Here is an 18384-nt window from a genome sequence, read left to right on the forward strand (position 1 = left end):
GGCGGGTCATATCATTTCGGGTATTGGCCCTCTCCTGGGGGAGAAGGCGAAATCCTATTGAGCGGTCGCGACCTTCTCTTCCATCTGCGGAATGACGACGGCGCCCGGACGGATGCGTTGCAGGCCGTTGACGACGATCTTCTCGCCGGCAGTCAGGCCGCTTTCGACCACACGCTGGCCGTCAGCCAGCGTGCCGAGCTGGACCTGCCGGTAGGCGACCTTGTTCTCGCCGTCGACGACGAAGACGAACTTCTTGTCCTGGTCCGTGCCGACGGCCCGGTCGCTGATGACGATCTTGTTCTCGGCCTTCGGCTGGCCCATGCGCACGCGCACGAACTGGCCGGGGATCAGGCGTCCGCCCGGATTGTCGAAAACGGCACGAACGCCGATCGTGCCGCTCGACGCATCGACCTCGTTGTCGATCAGCTGCAGCTTGCCCTTGATCGGCGTGCCCTCGTCGGCGAGCGTGCCGACCTCGACCGGGATCTCTTCGACGGGCGGCAGGGCGTCGTTCGTCTGCGGAAGCTGGGCAAGAGCGCGCGTCACCATCTCTTCGCTGGCGTTGAAGCTTGCATAGATCGGATCGACCGAAACGAGCGTCGTCAGCTCAGGCGAAGCCGAGCCGGCCGCAACCAGGTTGCCTGTCGTCACCTCGATCTTGCCGATGCGGCCGGAAACCGGCGCCCGCACCTGCGTATAATCGAGATTGAGCTGGGCCGACTGCAATGCGGCCTGCGCCGAACGCAGCCCCGCCTGCGCCTCGGCCAGCGCACTCTGGCGCTGATCGAGATCGCTCTGGGAGATGGTGCGGTTGTCGGAAAGCCTGCGGCCGCGGTCGAGTTCGGTCTGCGCCAGGCTGACCTTGGCTTCGGCCGAAGCCACCTGCCCTTGCGCCTGCGCCACGCTCGCCTGGTAGGGAGCCGGATCGATGGTGAAGAGCAGGTCGCCCTGCTTCACCAGCGCACCCTCACGGAAAGCGACCGAAAGGATGGCGCCTTCGACACGGGGGCGGACCTGAACACGATCGACCGCTTCGAGGCGGCCGGAAAAACTCTCCCAGGCCGTCACGTCGCGGGCCGCGACGACGGCAACCGTCACCGGCACGGCAGGAGGCTGCGCGGGCTCGGATGCGGCCGTGGCGGTCGAGCTCATCGGCAGTTCGAAAAACAATGCAGCGCCTGAAACGGACGCAATAAGGCCTATGCCGGCGCCCATGAGGGCCCAGCGCTTGCTTCTGGACGTCATCAGTACTCTCCTTGCGGCCCCAGGCCGCCGAAATATCAGATCTTCTTCAATGCAATTGCGGTTGGACGCTCACGTCCTGGAGGAAACTTCCGAAATGGCGGCTGACGTGCTCCTGCCAGTCGGGCGCTTCCCCGGATTTCCCACCATAAATCGAAGGCCAGCCCGTCCCGGCGGGAAGGACATGCTGGCGCACACCGACGCCGGCCTTTTTCAGGCGAGCACCGTAGCCGAGTGTTTCGTCGTGCAGAGGGTCATCCTCGGCGGTGAAGATCAGCGCCGGCGCGACACCTGAAAGACGCGAACAGAGGCAAGGCGCCGCGTAAGGGTGGCAGCCGCCGCCGCTTAAGTAATGGCTCCAGCCGTCCGTCCAGCGCTGCCGCATGCCGATCGCTTCGGCCTTGCGGATCGAGGACGTGCCCATGAAGGGATCGAGCAGCGGCGAAATCAGCACCTGGCCGTCGAGCGCATCCGGCATCTGGTCGCGCGCCTTGAGCGCCACGCCGGCGGCGACATTGCCGCCCGCCTCTTCGCCGGCGACGAAGAGCAGCGACTTGCGGTCGCCGAGACCGGCAGCACGTTTGTTGGCGAGATAGGTGAAAACGGAAAAGGAAACTTCCAGCGCCTTCGGAAACAAATTGCCGGACAGGCTGCTGTAATCGACGGCGGCGACGATCGCGCCTGCCTTGGCCAGGCTCATCGCCACCGGCCGGTCGACGTTCGTTTCGCTGTCGAGAAACGCGCCGCCATGCAGGTAAAGCACGATCGGCGGGCCCTTGCCGTAATCGGCGCCCTGGTAGACACGCGCGGAAACGGGGCCGATGGCCACCTTGTCCAGCATCATGTCTTTCCATTCCACCGTCATCGATTCCGGTCTTTCTTTTGCATCTCGGCCCCGGCGCACAGCGCCTGCCGCTTGCATTTCATGAAAAAAAGATATTGTTATTCAGAACAGGGAATAAGAAGCCATATCGCGATTACACTGTTCCAATTCTCGAATAATGTTGCAACGCAAACTGCGGACTTGAAACCGATGGATCAACTTTCGGCAATGCGCGTCTTCATCCGCGTCGTCGAGACGGGCAACTTCACCCGCGCCGCCGACATGCTCGCCATGCCCAAGGCGACCGTGACCAACCTCATCCAGGGCCTGGAAGCGCATCTGCGCACCAAGCTTCTGAACCGCACCACCCGCCGGGTCATGGTGACTACGGACGGCGCACTTTATTACGAGCGCGCCGCCCAGATCATCTCCGAGCTGGAAGAACTCGACGGCAGCCTCTCCAATTCGCAAAGCCTGCCGAGCGGGCGGCTGCGCGTCGAAATGAGCGGCGCCTTCGCCGATGCGATCGTCGTTCCCGCACTGTGCGATTTCTATCAGCGCTATCCCGATATCCGCCTGGATCTCGGCGTCAGCGACCGCACGGTCGATTACCTCGTGGAAAACGTCGACTGCGCGCTGCGCGCGGGCACGCCGGCCGACCAGTCGCTGATCGCGCGGCGCGTTTCCGAGATCGAGCTGATCACCTGCGCCGCGCCGCTCTACATTCAAAAATTCGGCATGCCCGAACGGCCGGAGGATCTGGAGGCGACGCATTTCTCCGTCAATTATTTCCGCGCCCAGAACAACCGGACGCTGCCCTTCGAATTCCGCAGGGACAATGAGATGGTGGAGACGACCCCGCGCTACATCGCTTCCGTCAACGACAGCCGCACCTATCTGACGGCGGCGCTGACGGGGCTCGGCGTTGCGCAGATTCCGACCTTCATGGCGCGCGAGCCGATGGCGCGAGGCGAACTGGTCCGCGTGCTGCCGGAATGGCGCCGTGATCCGGTGCCGCTCTACGTGGTCTATCCGCCGAACCGCCACCTCAGCAACAAGGTCCGCGTCTTCGTCGACTGGCTGGTGAAGCTCCTGGTCGAGGCGCGGCTGAACGACTATTGAGGCTAAACAGATACGGCCCGGAAGGCAGGGGAAACCTTCGACGGGCCGCAATGCTGGAGGTTCGCAAGAGAGCGGGGGAACTTCACTCTTTCACGATAAGCTATTTATAGACACTCTACACAAAATTGTAAGAGGAAAATTCTGCACGCATCGTTCAAATAGCTGCGATGAAGGGCGGACCTCAGGCAAGATGGTCCGAAGCACCCGCTTCGTCAGATCATGCCGCCATTGGCGCGCAGCGTCTGGCCGTTGATCCAGCCTCCATCAGGGCCGGCAAGGAAGGCGACCGCAGAAGCAATGTCATCGGGCGCTCCAAGGCGCTCCAGCGGGTTCATCTTCGCCATCCGGGCGACGAGCTCCTCCGACTTGCCGTTGAGGAAGAGATCGGTGGCGACAGGGCCGGGCGCGACGGCATTGACGGTGATGTTGCGGCCGCGCATCTCCTTGGCCATGATCGCCGTCAGCGTTTCCACAGCGGCCTTTGTGGCGGCATAGACGCCGTAGGTTTCGAGCTTCAGCCCCACGACCGAAGTCGAGAAATTGACGATCCGGCCCCCGTCGCGTAGGCGCCTGGCGGCTTCGCGCAGCGTATTGAAGGTGCCCTTGAGATTGACGGCGATCTGGCGGTCGAAATGCGCATCGTCGGCTTCGGCAAGCGAGGAAAGCATCATGATGCCGGCATTGTTGACGAGGACGTCGATGCCGCCGAAGGCGGTTTCCGCCGCATCGAACATGCGGCGGACGGCTTCGGCATCGCTGACATCGGCCCTGGCCGTCAACGCTTTGCCGCCGGTCTGCTCGATTTCCCGAGCCAGTTCCTCGGCCTGAGCCGAACTGCCGGAATAATTGACGACGACGGTAAAGCCGTCCTTGGCGAGCCGCCGGGAGACTTGGGCGCCGATCCCGCGGGAAGCGCCGGTGACCAGTGCGACCTTGCCGTTTTCATTGGAAACCATGGTTCTTCTCCTTCACCTCGTTTTCGATGAGGAGAAGATGCGCCTTTTCCTCCAGCGGATAATCATGCATCATCCGCCATCACTATCCGGAAATCACGAACAAAAAATATGGACAGATTCGATGCCATGCGGGTCTTTTGCCGCGTCGTGGAACGGCGCAGCTTCACCCTTGCCGCCGAAGATACCGGCCTGCCGCGCTCGACCGTCACCGACGCCATCAAGCAGTTGGAAGTCCGCCTCGGCGTGCGTCTGCTCCAGCGCACCACGCGCCATGTCAGCCCGACGCTTGACGGCGAGGCCTATTATCAGCGCTGCCTGTCGATCCTCGCCGACATCGAGGATGCCGAGGGCGCTTTTGCCGGTGCCAGACCGAAGGGCCTGCTGCGTGTCGACGTGCACGGCACCCTCGCCCGCCATTTCGTGCTGCCGAGCCTGCCGTCCTTTCTTCAAACCTATCCCGAAATCGAATTCTACATGAGCGAGGGCGACCGGCTGGTCGATCTGGTGCGAGAAGGCATCGATTGCGTGTTGCGCGTCGGCGCGCCCGAGGATAGCGACATGACCATCAGGCGCGTCGCCATGCTCGACGAGGTCACGCTCGCCTCTCCTGCCTATGTCGCCGCCCACGGCCTGCCGCAGCATCCCGACCGGCTTGCCGGCCATCGCATGGTCGGCTTCCACTCCAGCGGCACCGGCAGGCTGCTGCCGCTGGAATTCATCGTCGACGGCGCGGTGCGTGAGATCGCCATTCCCGCCACCATCGCCGTCAACGCCGCTGAAAGCTATGTTTCGGCAGCGAAAATGGGCCTCGGCCTGATCCAGATCCCGCGCTATCACGCCGAAAGAGATCTCGCCGAGGGAACGCTGATCCACGTGCTTGAGGATTTCCCGCCGACCCCGACCCCGGTCTCCCTGCTCTATCCCCGCAACCGCCAGCTTTCGCCACGCGTGCGCGTCTTCATCGACTGGCTCGTAAAGGTCTTCGCTCGACAAAATCCGGAAAACGCGCTTTCCTAATATAAGCGCTTGAGGGAACGGCCATGGCACTCAACGATATCACCGTCTACCAGACGGAAGACGGCTTCGTCGTCGAATTCGGCGGCGAAGGCGAAGACAGCATTGCCGTGACGCTGCGAAGCACGCCCGAGCTGACCACCGAAAATGCCGTCGCCCGCGCCAAGGCCCTGCTTGCGGCGGCGACCGAACCGGCCCACGGCGACGGCGCGCGGAGCAAGGACCCTGCTCTTCTCGAAGAGGAACTGGAGGAGGGCCTGGAAGATTCCTTCCCCGCGAGCGACCCGGTCTCGGTCACATCATCCTCGATCCCGATGCGCGATCCGAACGCAGGCCGATGATGCAGGCCTGATGCATGAAACGGTTTCGGGATGACGCCGGCGGCGGCGAATGGTATCTGCACGGCCATGACCGAAGGTGGAATGACAAAGGGCCCGATCGGCGCCGGCGCGCTTGCCGGTGAAAGCCTCAAGGCGTTTTTCGAGCGCGACGCGATCACTGTCGCCCGCGATCTGCTCGGCTGCCATCTGACAGTCGATGGCGCCGGCGGCCGCATCACCGAGACGGAAGCCTATTTCCCCGATGACGAGGCCTCGCACAGCTTTCGCGGGCCCACGAAGCGCAACGGCGCCATGTTCGGCCGGCCCGGCAACGTCTACATCTACCGCATCTACGGCATGTACTGGTGCCTGAATTTCGTCTGCCATCCGGGCTCGGCCGTGCTGATCCGCGCGCTCGAGCCGGAAACGGGAATTCCAGCCATGATGGAGCGGCGCGGCACTGACATGCTGACCGCGCTCTGCAGCGGCCCCGGCAAGCTCTGCCAGGCGCTCGGCATCGATATCGAAATCAACGACCGGCTGCTCGATCGCGCACCTTACGCGCTCACGCCCTCCGCACCGGTGCCCGTCGTCTCGGGAAAACGCATCGGCATCACGAGAAATGCCGAAGCACCATGGCGCTTCGGCATTCAAGGATCGCGTTTTCTCAGCAAACCGTTCCGCTGATCACTCCATGACGGCGCTATGGTCGACGGCGGGCGCCGCCTTCGGCTTGCGCAGCAGCAGCGCCAGCGGAATGACCGCGAGCGACATCAGCATCAAGAGCTTGAAATCGTCCATATAGGCGATGATCGTCGCTTGCAGGGTGATCATCTCGTTGAGCGAAGCACGGCCGGCAGCCGTCAGAGGGCTCAACCCTTGTGCCGCGACCGCATTGAAGGCGTGGTTGAACGGCGTCACATAGGCCGCGATCGATTCATGATTGCTCTGCGTATTCTCGACGATCAGTGCCGAGACGATCGAGATGCCGACCGCCGAGCCGATGTTTCGCGACAGATTGTAGAGGCCGGTGCCGTCGCCGCGCATATGGGCGGGCAGCGTGGCAAACGCGATCGTCGTCAGCGGCACGAAGAGAAAGCCGAGGCCGGCGCCCTGGATGAAACCGACCGAGACGATCGTCCATTGCGAAACATCGGGCGTCCAGCTCGTCATGTCGTACATCGCCCAGGCGGTCAGGCCGAGACCGAGCACCAGCAGCACGCGCGTATCGACCTTGCCGATCAGCCGCCCGACAATGAACATGCAGAGCATGGTGCCGAGCCCGCGCGGCCCCATGACGATGCCGGCGGTGATGACGGGATAGCCCATGAGCGTCTGCAGATAGGGGGTCATCAGCGCCAGCGAGGCGAGGTAGGTGACGCCGACCACGAAGATGAAGATCATGCTGACTGTGAAGTTCTGGTCGAGAAACAGCTTCGGATTGACGAAGGATTTCTCTGCCGTCAGCGTGTGCACCAGAAGCAGATAGAATGCGGCGGCGCAGACGATCGCTTCGAGCATGATCTCACCCGAGGAGAACCAGTCCAGCTGCTCGCCGCGGTCGAGGAAGAGCTGCAGCGCGGCGATGAACAGGCTCATCATCCCGAAGCCGAACCAGTCCAGCTTGGCGAGCAGATCCCGCTTGGTCTCGGTGACGAAGACGACAATGCCCATGAAGGCGAGCGCGCCGATCGGCACGTTGATGTAGAACACCCAGCGCCAGCTGATATTGTCGGTCAGCCAGCCGCCGATGACGGGGCCGAGGACCGGCCCGACCATGACCGAGACGCCGAAAAGCGCCATGGCCGAGCCGCGTTCCTCAACCGTATAGATGTCGAGGAGGATGCCCTGGGAAAGCGGCACCAGCGATGCGCCGAACAGGCCCTGCAGCAGGCGGAAGGCGACGATCTGGTTGAGCGATTGCGCAAGGCCGCAGAGAACGGAAGCGGCCACGAAGCCGGCGATAGCGACGAGCAGCACGCGCTTGCGGCCGAATTTGGCGGCGAGGAAACCGGAGGGCGGCGTCATGATCGCCGCCGCGACGATATAGGATGTCAGCACCCAGTTGATCTGGTCGGCCGACGCCGACACGCTGCCCTGGATATAGGGCAGCGCCACGTTGGCGATCGTCGTGTCCAAAGCCTGCATGATGACGGCGAGGATGACGCAGGCCGTGATCGCGCCACGATTGGCGACCGGGGTCGCCGGAGATGCGGGAGCGTTACTCATGGTCCTTGCCCTGAGGCCGGCCCAGAAGCTTGTTGACGAAGTCGGGCAGACCTCTGATATGGCCGGTATCGACATCGACGACCGTGCTCATGCCGACGCGCAGCGGCGGCTTGCCTGCGGCATCTTCGATGCTGACACGCATCGGAATGCGCTGCACGACCTTCACCCAGTTGCCGGTGGTATTCTGCGCCGGCAGCAGCGAGAAGCTGGAGCCGGATGCCGGGCTGATGCTCTCGACCTTGCCCTTCCACGTCACGCCGGGATAGGTATCGACGTAAATCTCGGCCGCCTGCCCCGGCTTGACATAGGTCAGCTCGGTTTCCTTCGGGCTGGCGGCGATCCACAGATGGTCGGTGGCGACAAGCGAGAAGGCCTGCTGCGAAGCCTGCAGGTAGGAGCCGACCTGCAGCGCGTTGACATTGGTGACGATGCCGTCGAACGGCGCCTTGACGACGCTGTGGTCGAATTCGCGCTGGGCGTTGTCGACCTGCGATTTGGCCTGCAGGTAGAGCGGGTTTTCCTCGACCGGCTGGTCGGCGCTGCCGCCAAGCTGGGCGAGCGTCGTTGCCGCTTCCGCCTTGGCGACGGCAACCTTCTGCTGAGCGGCCTCGAGATTGTGCTTGGCCTCGTCATAGGCGGATTGCGTCGCGCTGCCGTTGTTGACGAGGGCCTGCTGCCGGTCGAACTGATCCTGGTAATAGGGCAGATCGGCCTCAGCCTGGGTGATCTCGGCGAGCGATTGCTGATAGCTCGCCTTGAGGTTCATGATCTGGTTGCGCTGCGCGCCGAGCTGCGCCTTGGCGCCGTCGAGCGCGATCCTGAAGGAATCGGCTTTCAGGCTGAAGAGCACCTGCCCCGCCTTGACCGCCTCGTTCTCATGCACGTCGATCCGCTCGACGATACCAGAGACATCGGTGGTGACGCCGACCATGTCGGCCTGGATATAGGCGTTGTCGGTCGACATCACCTGGCCGCCATTGACGTAATAGTAGCCACCGACGACCAGCGCCACCGGCAGCAGGGCGAAAAGGACGGGGCGCGTGAGACTGCGCCGGCGGCGGACCTTGCCGCCAGGCGCAGCCACGGCGGCAGCCGGCGCTGAATTGGATGAAGGCGCTTCGGCTACCGTTTCCTGCTGTTTGACTTCGTTTTCTTCGGCAGATGTCTTGGCATGGGCGTCGGCAACGACGCGGAGGGAGGGTTGATCAGCCATCGTTCATCTCATTGTCTTCGACCGGTGTTCGGCAAGCCTGCACCAGGTTCGTCTTCATTACAGAGAGGATTTGGTAAAGCTGCTCGCGCTGTTCGGCTGAAACACCCGCCAGCGCCTCCGCGCGGGTCGTGTCGCCGAGTTCGCGCATTTCGGCGAGCAGCGGATGCGCCTCGTCGCGCATGTAGAGCAGCCAGACGCGCCGGTCGGTCGGGTGCTGGCGGCGTTCGATCAGCCCGCGCTCGGCGAGCTTGTCGAGGATGCGTACCAGCGTGATCGGCTCGATTTCGAGGATTTCCGCAAGGCCGCTCTGGTGGATGCCTTCATTGTTCGAGAGATAGGCAAGCGTCTGCCATTGCGACCGGGTCAGCCCAAGACACTTCGCGCGTTGCTCGAACCGCTTGCGCAGCAGCCGTGCGACGTCGTGGAGAAGGAAACCGAGTGTGGGCGTCGCGTTCATGGAAACCTTTGCCGGCTATTTATAAGCATACTTATGATATGGATAAATATATTCGGCATGTGCGCTGCACAAGAGCGCCAGCGGCAGATTCCGCAACCGCGGCCAAAATGCCGCAGCCGCCGCAAGGAAAGCCAAGCCATCTTCCTTCTTTGCCGGTTGCAGGGTGCCGGCCAGTGGCCGCAGAGCGCCTTCGGCCCTAATTTCCGAAGGAGATTGCCTCCGCGGGAGGTGCGCAGGAGGGCTCGATGGCGTTCTTCGAAAGCATGCTGACGCTGCTCCTGGTGGCGATCGTCTTCCTGCAATTCTCCAGGAAATTCCGAGTCCCCTATCCCACCATGCTGGCGATCGCCGGCATCATCGTCGCTGCCGTGCCATGGGCGCCCGAGGTCGCCATCGATCCGCAGCTGGCGCTGGCGCTGTTGATCGCGCCCGTTCTCTTCGATGCCGCCTATGATCTGCCGCCACGGACATTGAGACACAACTGGCTGCCGCTCGTCTCGCTCGCCGCCATCGCCGTGATCCTGACGGCGGTGGCCGTCGCCGTCGTCGGCGTGACGATGGCCGGCCTGCCGCTTGCCGCGGCCATAGCGCTGGGCGCCATCGTCGCGCCGCCGGATGCGGCGGCGGCGACCGCCATGCTCGACCGCTTCGACCTGCCGCGCCAGACCTATGTGATCCTGAAAGGCGAGAGCCTTCTGAACGACGCGGTCGCGCTCTTGATCTTCAGCGCGGCGGTGACGGCCGCCTCGAGCCCTGCCTTCTTCAGCGGCGCCCTGGCGCAGCTCGCACTTGCGGCGCCGGGCGGCCTCATCCTCGGTTATCTCCTCGGCCGCCTCTACATGGTCGTCGGCGTAAGGCTCGCCGGCACGCTCGGCGGCACCCTGCTTGAATTCGTCGCCACCTTCGGCACATGGATCATCGCCGAGCGGCTGCATCTTTCGGCCATTCTGGCGATCGTCGTCTACGCCATGGTGATCGCCCGTTACATGCCCGAGCGCCAGACCGCCCGCCACCGCATCCATTCCTATTCGGTCTGGGAGGCCGCGGTCTTCCTGCTCAACGTGCTCGCCTTCCTGCTGATGGGCTTGCAGGTCCGCCAGATCGTCCTCGGGCTCGACCCCGGCCGGCTGAACTACGCAATCACCTTGGCGACCGCGGTCTTCGTCACCGTCATCGTCGTGCGCCTGGCCTGGGTGCTCCTCTACAACCGCGCCATCACCTTTCTCGCCGCGCGCGGGTGGACGAGACAGGCCGTTCCCACCTTCGCGACGAGCCTGCTTGCCGGCTGGTGCGGCATGCGCGGCCTCGTCACGCTGGCGACCGCGCTCGCCCTGCCGATCGACTTCCGCGATCGCGACATCATCCTGCTCAGCGCGCTTGCCGTCGTCCTCGGCACGCTCATTCTCCAGGGGCTGACGCTCGGGCCGCTGATCCGCGTCCTGAAATTCACCCCCGACACCTCCTTGAACCGCGATCTCGCTCAAGCCCGCGTCGCGTTGATCGATGCGGCGCTTGCCGAACTCGCCGGCGGCGAGGACAAGTCCACCCGCATCCTGCGCGACGTCTATACTTCCGAGCGCGAGATCGCCGCTGATGGAAAACACCCGCGCGAGGTCAGCCGGCTCGACAAGCAGCGCCGCAACGTCATCGCCGCCAAACGCCGCAAACTGGCGACGATGCGGCGCGCCGGCGAGATCGACGACGATGTCTTCCACATGCTGGAACAGGAACTCGACTGGGCCGAACTCGCCGTCCTGCCGCCGGGCCGCGACGAGATCATCGAGAGCTGATGCTCTCCCAAGGCGATTCACGGATTCCAATCCGCGGGCAATTGGCATTTGCTATTTTTCGCCGCTGCCGTTTATATCCAGTTCCATAGCGTTACGATTTTTCCGATTTGCATTGCATGCCGGCCTTCCTTTCCAGAACTGGACGCCCGGGGGAAATCACGGGGGCAAAGGCCTTCGTTCAAAGCAGCAAGACAAGAACAACATCACTTCATCTTAGGTTCGGCGGCAGTCGATCGGCCGTCGCGATTGGAGGGACCAGTATGACTTTCGCGCTTCGACGGATATTGGTGCTCGGCTGCATCGCCACGTTCATGCCTCTGGCCGCGATGGCCCAGGGCGCGCCCTCCGCCCCTCCTCCCGTCACCGTCGCAAAACCGGTGGTGCGCGATGTCGTCGACAATGACGAATTCATCGGCCGTTTCCAGCCGGTCGACGAAGTCTCCGTCCGCTCGCGCGTCGGCGGATATCTGCAGGAAGTTCATTTCGAGGACGGCGCGCTGGTCAAACAGGGCGACCTGCTCTTCGTCATCGACCAGCGGCCGTTCATCACCGCGCTCAACCAGGCAAAGGCCACGCTCGAAGCATCGCAGTCCACCCTCGTCTTCGCCGATGCGCAGTACAAGCGCGCCCAGTCGCTGGCTTCGAGCGGCAGCCAATCCGCACAGACGCTGGACGATCGCCGCCGTGAATTCGATTCCGCCCAGGCCAATGTCCGCGGCGCTCAGGCCGCCGCCGATCGCGCCGCTCTCGACCTCGAATATACCGAGATCAAGGCGCCGCTCAGCGGCCGTATCGACCGCCGGCTGCTTTCGACCGGCAATCTCGTGCAGGCCGACCAGACGGTGCTCACCACGATCGTCTCCCTCGATCCGATCGATTTCTATTTCGACGTCGACGAGCGCCGCCTGCTGAATTTCGCCGACACCGCGCGCAAGCAGGGCAAGGACCTGCAGCTTGGCGGCGGCGGCGTCGACGTATCCGTCACCATCTCCGATCCCACGGCCAAACCTTTCATGGGGAAACTCGATTTCGCCGAGAACCGGGTCGACAATGAGAGCGGCACCATCCGCATCCGCGCCCGCCTTGCAAATCCCGATCTCGTGCTGCAGCCGGGCCTGTTCGGCCGTGTGCAGGTCGCAGCCTCCAATACCTACAAGGCCATTCTCGTCCCGGACGAGGCGATCGGCTCGGACCAGAACGAACGCGTCGTTTATGTCGTCGACGCGCAAGGCAAGGTTTCGACCAAGCCGGTGCGGCCCGGACCCCGGCTCTACGGCTATCGCGTCATCCGTGAAGGCCTCGACGGCACCGAGACGATCATCGTCAACGGCCTGATGCGCGCCCGGCCGGGCTCGACCATCACGCCTCAGATGAGCGAACTGCCGCAGGAGCGGCAGGACACGCCGCCTGAATCCGCAAACGCGGAGAGCGGACAATGAGATTCGCCCATTTCTTCGTGGACCGGCCGATCTTTGCGGCCGTCATCTCGATCCTCTTCCTCGTCGTCGGCGGCATCGCCTATACGCAGCTGCCGGTCTCCCAATATCCGGAGATCGCGCCGCCCACCATCGTCGTGCGCACCTCCTATCCGGGCGCCGACCCGCAGACCATCGCCGACACCGTTTCGACCCCGCTCGAACAGCAGATCAACGGCGTCGAAGACATGCTCTACATGTCGTCCTATTCCAGCGCCGACGGCGCCATGTCGCTGACGATCACCTTCAAGCTCGGCACCGATCTCGACAAGGTGCAGGTGCTGGTCCAGAACCGCGTTTCCATCGCCCTTCCCCGTCTTCCCGAGGAGGTTCAGCGGCTCGGCGTGACCACAGATAAAAGCTCGCCCGACCTGATGATGGTGGTGCACCTCCTGTCGCCGTCGCACCGCTATGACCAGCTTTACGTCTCGAACTATGCCCGCAACCGGATCCGCGACGTGCTCGTGCGCCTTGATGGCGTCGGCGACGTGCAGATTTTCGGCGAACGGCAGTATTCGATGCGCATCTGGCTGGATCCGGAAAAACTCTCCGCCTACGGCATGACCTCGGATGACGTCGTCTCCGCCCTGAGAGACCAGAATGTCCAGGTATCGGGCGGCAAGATCGGCGCGCCGCCCGTGACCGGCAGGAACGCCTTCGAATATACGGTGCGAACGGACGGGCGCTTCTCCGATGTGCGCGAATTCCGCTATGTCATCGTGAAATCGACGGGAGCGGGCCGGCTCGTGCAGTTGCAGGATGTCGCCCGCATCGAGCTCGGCGCGCAGGACTACGTCACCAACAGCTATCTCAACAACGACCCTGCGGTCGCTCTCGGCATTTTCGCCCGGCCGGGAACCAACGCTCTCGATACGGCCCATCAGGTCCAGACGCTGATGAAGGATATCTCCCAGAATTTCCCGGAGGGCCTGGAATATCGCATCGTCTACGACACGACCGAATTCATCTCGGATTCGATCGATGAGGTCTACAGAACCATCGCCGAAGCGGCCATCCTGGTGGCGATCGTCGTTCTCGTCTTCCTGCAATCCTGGCGGACCGCGATCATCCCGATCGTCGCCATTCCCGTCTCGCTGATCGGCACCTTCGCCGTTCTGCTCGCCTTCGGCTTTTCGCTCAACATGCTCACACTCTTCGGCCTCGTGCTCGCCATCGGCATCGTCGTCGACGACGCGATCGTGGTGGTGGAAAACGTCGAGCGCAATCTGGCGCGCGGCATGACGCCGAAGCAGGCATCGCACGTGACGATGGACGAAGTCGGCACCGCCGTGGTGGCAATCTCGCTGGTGCTGATCGCGGTCTTCGTGCCGACGGCCTTCATCCCCGGCATATCGGGCCAGTTCTACAGGCAGTTTGCCGTGACGATCTCCGTCACGACAGCGATATCGGCATTGAACTCCCTGACGCTTTCGCCGGCGCTTGCAGGCATATTGCTGAAAGCCCATGATCACGAGACCAAGCGCAAGAGCATCGCCTCACGCCTGGGATCAGGTCTTGCAAACGGCTTCAACCGCGGCTTCGACCGGATGAGCTCGGGCTATTCCTGGGTTGTCCGGCACCTTGTCAGAAGCTGGGTGGGCCTGACCTGCTCCATGCTCGCCTTCGCCGCCCTTCTCGGCGCGACCTGGTACATGAGCACCAGGGTTCCCTCGGGTTTCATCCCAACCATGGACCAGGGTTACGCGATCGTCGTGGTGCAGCTTCCCGACGGCGCCTCGCTCGCGCGGACCGATGCCGTCGTCAAACAGGTGGGCGACATCGCCCGGACCGTGCCCGGCGTCGGCAATGCCGTGCAGTTTGCCGGTTTCAGCGGAGCGACGTTCACCAATGCCTCGAATGCGGGCGTCGTCTTCGTTCCGTTCAAATCCTTCGCCGAACGCGAGGAAGGCGGAGAGAACGCCAACAAGATCATCGGTGAGCTCTTCGGCAAGCTGCAGAGCATCCAGGAAGCCTTCATCATCGCCATCCCGCCGCCATCCGTGCGCGGTGTGGGCAATTCCGGCGGCTTCAAGATGCAGATTTCCGACCTCGAAAACCCCGACATGACGCGCGTGCTGGGCCTTGCCCGCCAGATGATGGGGGCCGCCGCCACGACCGAAGGGCTGACCGGCGTCTTTACGACATTCTCCGACGCCAGCCCGCAATATTTCCTGTCGATCGACCGCGACAAGGCGCGCTTCCTGAACGTGCCGATCCCCAATATCTTCAATGCGCTTTCGATCAATCTCGGCGTCGCCTACGTGAACGATTTCAACGCGTTCGGCCGCGTTTACCAGGTTCGCGCCCAGGCCGACCGGCAATACCGCATGGACAGGGAAGATATTCTCGCCCTGAAGGTACGCTCGGCCACCGGCGCACTGGTGCCTCTCGGCACCCTGATGGACATTCAGGACTCCAGCGGCCCAGCGCTCGTCCAGCGCTACAACATGTATGTCTCGGTGCCGCTCCAGGGCAATCCGACGCCCGGCACCTCGACGGGCGATGCCCTGAAGAAGATGGAGGAACTGGCGGCCAAGATCCTTCCGCCCGGGACGACCTTCGAATGGACGGAACTCGCCTATCAGGAAACCCATACCGGCAACACCGCCGTCTACATCTTCGCCCTCTCCGTCATTTTCGTCTTCCTGGCGCTGGCGGCCCAATATGAAAGCTGGGTTCTGCCGCTCGCGATCATTCTCATCGTTCCGCTTGCCGTGCTCGCCGCACTGATCGGGGTCTCGCTGAGAGGAATGGACAACAACGTCCTGACGCAGATCGGCCTGATCGTCCTGATCGGCCTTGCGGCCAAGAACGCCATTCTGATCGTCGAGTTCGCCAGGCAGGCGGAAGAGGAAGGAAAAACGCCGGTGGAGGCCGCCATCGAGGCGAGCCACCTTCGCCTGCGCCCGATCCTGATGACGGCATTCGCCTTCATCTTCGGCGTCCTGCCGCTCGCCATCGCCACCGGCCCCGGCGCCGAGATGCGCCAGTCGCTCGGCACCGCCGTCTTTTCGGGCATGCTCGGCGTGACGATCTTCGGCCTGTTCCTGACGCCGGTCTTCTACGTCGTGCTGCGCGGCTGGCGCCGCAGCCGGCCGGCCGAAACGCCGGCCGAGGCCGTCCCAGCAGAGAGGGAAACGGTTTGAAACGACAGGTCAGGTGGAAAACAGATGCACCTGGCCCTGCCAGAAACGGGCGGCGGTGAGCTTGCCGCTGCGATAGGCGCGGGTATCGAGATTGAGCCGCCTCCGCCGGATATCAGGCTCGTCGTTCGGCGTATGGCCGTGGACGACGAGCTTCGGCAGGGGCACCCTGCTCTCAAGGAAGCGGTGGCGGATGAGGACCATATCCTCGTCCGTCTGTGCGGCAAGCGGCAGCGTCGGATCGATGCCGGCATGCACGAAGACCACATGGGGCGTGTCCAGCATCACGGGCATCGCCCGCATGAAATCGATATGCGTGCGCGGCAGCGAATGACGGATGAAAGCGTCCAGCTTCGCGCCGGACGGGAAGATCAGCGGCAGATGCTCCGGATCGAGGCCATAGGACTTGAGCAGTTCCGCCGAGCCCATCCGCATCCAGTCGTCAAAGGAAGCCCAGCCGTCGATATAGTCGAGCATGGCGATTTCATGATTGCCGACAAGGCAGATGCGCTCGAAACCATCGGGCAGCGGGTCCATCAAATGGCTGATGACCTGCGCCGATTCCGGACCGCGGTCGATATAATCGCCGAGCATCACGATCAGCTTGCGCCCCGGCAGCCGCGCGCCATCGCTCAGGATCGCCTCCTCGGCTTTCACGAGCAGATCGTACCGGCCGTGAACATCGCCGATCGCATAAGTCGGGATATCGGCGATTTCAAGCGTCGGACGCGGTCTCGGCTGGCGCCCCATTTTCCAAACCTCGCTGTCGCGGGCGAGAGAGTCGCTCATCATGTGTCTCGATCAGATTGTCCCTAGTTGGCCCTAAGTAGAGCAGAGGACAAGCCGATCAAGTTGGTAAGAAAATTCAAAGCTTTCGGGTTTCGTAGAAAAACCGGCCTTATCATTCGAGGAGCAATCCCTCACTCCTGTAGCCATCGAGGAAGAGTGACCGATGGGAACGGTATCGCAGTTTCAAGATAGCCTCAGGCCTCCCGCGCATCGCATCGAAAGCGAAGAAGAGGCGATATCGACGGCCCGCGATCTCGCCGCCGCATTCCGGCGCCAGGCGAGCGAACGTGATATCAACCGCATCCTGCCGCATGCCGAATTCGACGCGCTGTCGGCATCGGGGCTGACGGCAATCACCGTTCCGCCCGAATATGAAGGGCTCGACGTGTCGAACGCCCTGCTCGCCGAGATCGTGGCGATCATCGCCGAGGGCGACGCCTCGATCGGCGAGGGGCTGGAAAACCATTTCTGCGTGCTGGAGACGCTGCGCATCCAGGCCTCGGAGGATCTGAAGGCATCGCTGTTTGCCCGCGCGCTGCTCGGCGACCGCTTCGCCGCCGCAACTATCGCCGAGGGCGCCGAACTATCGGCCGAAGGGCCGGGTTATCACCTCAGCGGGCGCACACGGCAGGCGCCCGGCATCCTCTTCGCCGATTGGATCGCCGCTGCCGCCACCGCCCCGCCCAGCCGCCCGGTCACGCTCTACCTCGCATGCGCCCACGAAGGCATCCAGGTTGTCGACGATTGGGACGGCTTCGGCCAGCGCACGAACGGATCGGCGACAGCGATCGTCGGCCAGTTCCACGTCAATGCCGATACGATCGCGCCTGCCCCCTCCTTCGAATATTCGACCGGCGTCTCGCTCGCCCTGCTGCTCAAGGCCGGCGTGAGCCTCGGCATCGCGCGCGCCGCATGGACGGACCTGTTGAACACGATCGGCGACCGCACCACCGTCCTCGCACGGCTCGGCGAACACGCCATGCGCATCGAAACGACGGCGGCAGCCCTGGAACGGGCCGGACGCAAACTCGACATCGCTCAGGTCAATCCTGTGGAAGCCGCGATGGCGGACGCGCACTTCTCCACGTCGGCGGCCGCGATCGCCGCCGGCGAAACGGCGCTCGCCACTGCAAACGCGCTGTTCGAACTTGCCGGGCAAACATCGGCCGGCATCGGGCTCAATCTCGACCGCCATTGGCGCAACGCCCGCATCCATGCGCTGTCGCTGCCGAGGGATAGACTGCTGCGCACGGCCGGAGACTATATGGCAAAGCCCCGCGGGACCTGACGTCATCCGGCACTGCGCCGCGGTTTTGGGTGGAAATCAGCAGATCAGCGGGCGGCGGAAATCGGAAATTCTTCCTTCTCGGCTTCGATGCGGCCGCCGTCGGAAACGAATTGTTCCAGGCTCATATTGTCGAGAATGGCGGCGATCGCGTCCCGGACATCGGTCATCGAGCGCCGCACCTGACAGGTTTCCGGATCGGCGCAGTCGTCGCAGGCCTCGAAAGCCGTGCGGCTGGCGCAGCGGATCGGCGCCAATGGGCCGTCCAATGTGCGGATGACGTGGCCGATGCGGATTTCGGAGGCCGGCCGCGACAGGGAATAGCCCCCGCCCGGTCCCTTCTTCGAGCGCAGGATGCCGACATTGCGCAGTTCGAGCAGGATCGTATCGAGGAACTTCTTCGGGATATTGTTGCGTGACGCGATGTCGTTGATGAAGGCGGTTTCTCCCGGCGCCAGCCGCGCCAGATCGACCAGCGCCTTCAGCCCGTATTTTCCCTTTTTCGTCAGCATCGTCGTCGCCTTGT

General features: G+C 63.4%; 16 protein-coding genes. 8 read left to right on the forward strand and 8 right to left on the reverse strand.

The window, feature by feature from the left end; genetic code table 11:
* Positions 1-54 precede the first annotated feature (54 nt).
* Together QD408_RS22575 and QD408_RS22580 are read right to left on the reverse strand one after the other, a co-directional pair.
* Complete coding sequence (locus QD408_RS22575; protein ID WP_414140826.1) at positions 55-1245, reverse strand: efflux RND transporter periplasmic adaptor subunit; 1191 nt, start codon at positions 1243-1245, stop codon at positions 55-57.
* Positions 1246-1291: 46 nt separating this feature from the next.
* Complete coding sequence (locus tag QD408_RS22580) at positions 1292-2107, reverse strand: alpha/beta hydrolase fold domain-containing protein (protein WP_414140827.1); 816 nt, start codon at positions 2105-2107, stop codon at positions 1292-1294.
* A gap of 168 nt (positions 2108-2275) precedes the next feature.
* Between QD408_RS22580 and QD408_RS22585 the strand changes: the two genes are divergently transcribed.
* Entirely contained in the window at positions 2276-3187 is a 912-nt protein-coding gene (locus QD408_RS22585; protein ID WP_088684829.1) for a LysR family transcriptional regulator, read from the forward strand.
* Positions 3188-3399: 212 nt separating this feature from the next.
* On the opposite strand, the gene QD408_RS22590 is transcribed toward QD408_RS22585, so the two are convergent.
* The gene (locus tag QD408_RS22590; RefSeq protein ID WP_414140828.1) at positions 3400-4143 is read right to left on the reverse strand and encodes an SDR family oxidoreductase; all 744 of its coding nucleotides are present in this window, start codon (positions 4141-4143) and stop codon (positions 3400-3402) included.
* 108 nt (positions 4144-4251) lie between these two features.
* On the opposite strand from QD408_RS22590, the gene QD408_RS22595 reads away from it, so the two are divergent.
* The 3 genes from QD408_RS22595 (at position 4252) to QD408_RS22605 (ending at position 6164) form a co-directional block, all read left to right on the forward strand.
* On the forward strand, positions 4252-5160 hold the full coding sequence (locus tag QD408_RS22595; RefSeq protein ID WP_414140829.1) for a LysR family transcriptional regulator: 909 nt from the start codon (positions 4252-4254) through the stop codon (positions 5158-5160).
* A 23-nt stretch (positions 5161-5183) separates the two neighbouring features.
* Positions 5184-5498: a hypothetical protein gene (locus tag QD408_RS22600; RefSeq protein WP_414140830.1), complete on the forward strand. Its 315-nt coding sequence runs from the start codon at positions 5184-5186 to the stop codon at positions 5496-5498.
* Between the two features lie 66 nt (positions 5499-5564).
* Positions 5565-6164, forward strand: coding sequence for a DNA-3-methyladenine glycosylase (locus tag QD408_RS22605; RefSeq protein ID WP_414140831.1), 600 nt, complete (start codon positions 5565-5567; stop codon positions 6162-6164).
* Here QD408_RS22605 and QD408_RS22610 read toward each other — a convergent pair whose 3' ends face one another.
* The 3 genes from QD408_RS22610 to QD408_RS22620 are packed head-to-tail and all read right to left on the reverse strand — an operon-like array spanning position 6165 to position 9376.
* Positions 6165-7706 carry a DHA2 family efflux MFS transporter permease subunit gene (locus tag QD408_RS22610; RefSeq protein WP_414140832.1) on the reverse strand — a complete coding sequence of 514 codons (1542 nt, stop codon included), beginning with the start codon at positions 7704-7706 and terminating at the stop codon, positions 6165-6167. It lies immediately after the preceding gene.
* Complete coding sequence (locus QD408_RS22615) at positions 7699-8919, reverse strand: HlyD family secretion protein (protein ID WP_414140833.1); 1221 nt, start codon at positions 8917-8919, stop codon at positions 7699-7701. The genes QD408_RS22610 and QD408_RS22615 overlap by 8 nt, the downstream gene beginning before the upstream one ends.
* Positions 8912-9376 (reverse strand): MarR family winged helix-turn-helix transcriptional regulator, encoded by a 465-nt coding sequence (locus tag QD408_RS22620; protein ID WP_088684836.1) that lies wholly within the window; start codon positions 9374-9376, stop codon positions 8912-8914. The genes QD408_RS22615 and QD408_RS22620 overlap by 8 nt, the downstream gene beginning before the upstream one ends.
* A 245-nt stretch (positions 9377-9621) precedes the next feature.
* On the opposite strand from QD408_RS22620, the gene QD408_RS22625 reads away from it, so the two are divergent.
* The 3 genes from QD408_RS22625 (at position 9622) to QD408_RS22635 (ending at position 15787) form a co-directional block, all read left to right on the forward strand.
* Positions 9622-11166 (forward strand): cation:proton antiporter, encoded by a 1545-nt coding sequence (locus tag QD408_RS22625; RefSeq protein WP_414140834.1) that lies wholly within the window; start codon positions 9622-9624, stop codon positions 11164-11166.
* Between the two features lie 260 nt (positions 11167-11426).
* Complete coding sequence (locus tag QD408_RS22630; RefSeq protein WP_414140835.1) at positions 11427-12605, forward strand: efflux RND transporter periplasmic adaptor subunit; 1179 nt, start codon at positions 11427-11429, stop codon at positions 12603-12605.
* The gene (locus tag QD408_RS22635; RefSeq protein ID WP_414140836.1) at positions 12602-15787 is read left to right on the forward strand and encodes an efflux RND transporter permease subunit; all 3186 of its coding nucleotides are present in this window, start codon (positions 12602-12604) and stop codon (positions 15785-15787) included. The genes QD408_RS22630 and QD408_RS22635 overlap by 4 nt, the downstream gene beginning before the upstream one ends.
* A 9-nt stretch (positions 15788-15796) precedes the next feature.
* Here QD408_RS22635 and QD408_RS22640 read toward each other — a convergent pair whose 3' ends face one another.
* A complete protein-coding gene (locus QD408_RS22640; protein WP_414140837.1) occupies positions 15797-16573 on the reverse strand; it encodes a metallophosphoesterase family protein in 777 nt (258 codons plus the stop codon).
* 163 nt (positions 16574-16736) lie between these two features.
* Here QD408_RS22640 and QD408_RS22645 point away from each other — a divergent pair, with 163 nt between their 5' ends.
* Positions 16737-17861, forward strand: a complete 1125-nt coding sequence (locus QD408_RS22645; RefSeq protein ID WP_414140838.1) for an acyl-CoA dehydrogenase family protein — start codon at positions 16737-16739, stop codon at positions 17859-17861.
* Positions 17862-17905: 44 nt separating this feature from the next.
* Here QD408_RS22645 and QD408_RS22650 read toward each other — a convergent pair whose 3' ends face one another.
* A complete protein-coding gene (locus QD408_RS22650) occupies positions 17906-18370 on the reverse strand; it encodes an RrF2 family transcriptional regulator (protein ID WP_414140839.1) in 465 nt (154 codons plus the stop codon).
* Positions 18371-18384 lie beyond the last annotated feature (14 nt).

The sequence above is a fragment of the Rhizobium sp. BR 249 genome (assembly GCF_047445895.1).
In the GTDB taxonomy this organism is placed as follows: Bacteria; Pseudomonadota; Alphaproteobacteria; order Rhizobiales; family Rhizobiaceae; genus Rhizobium.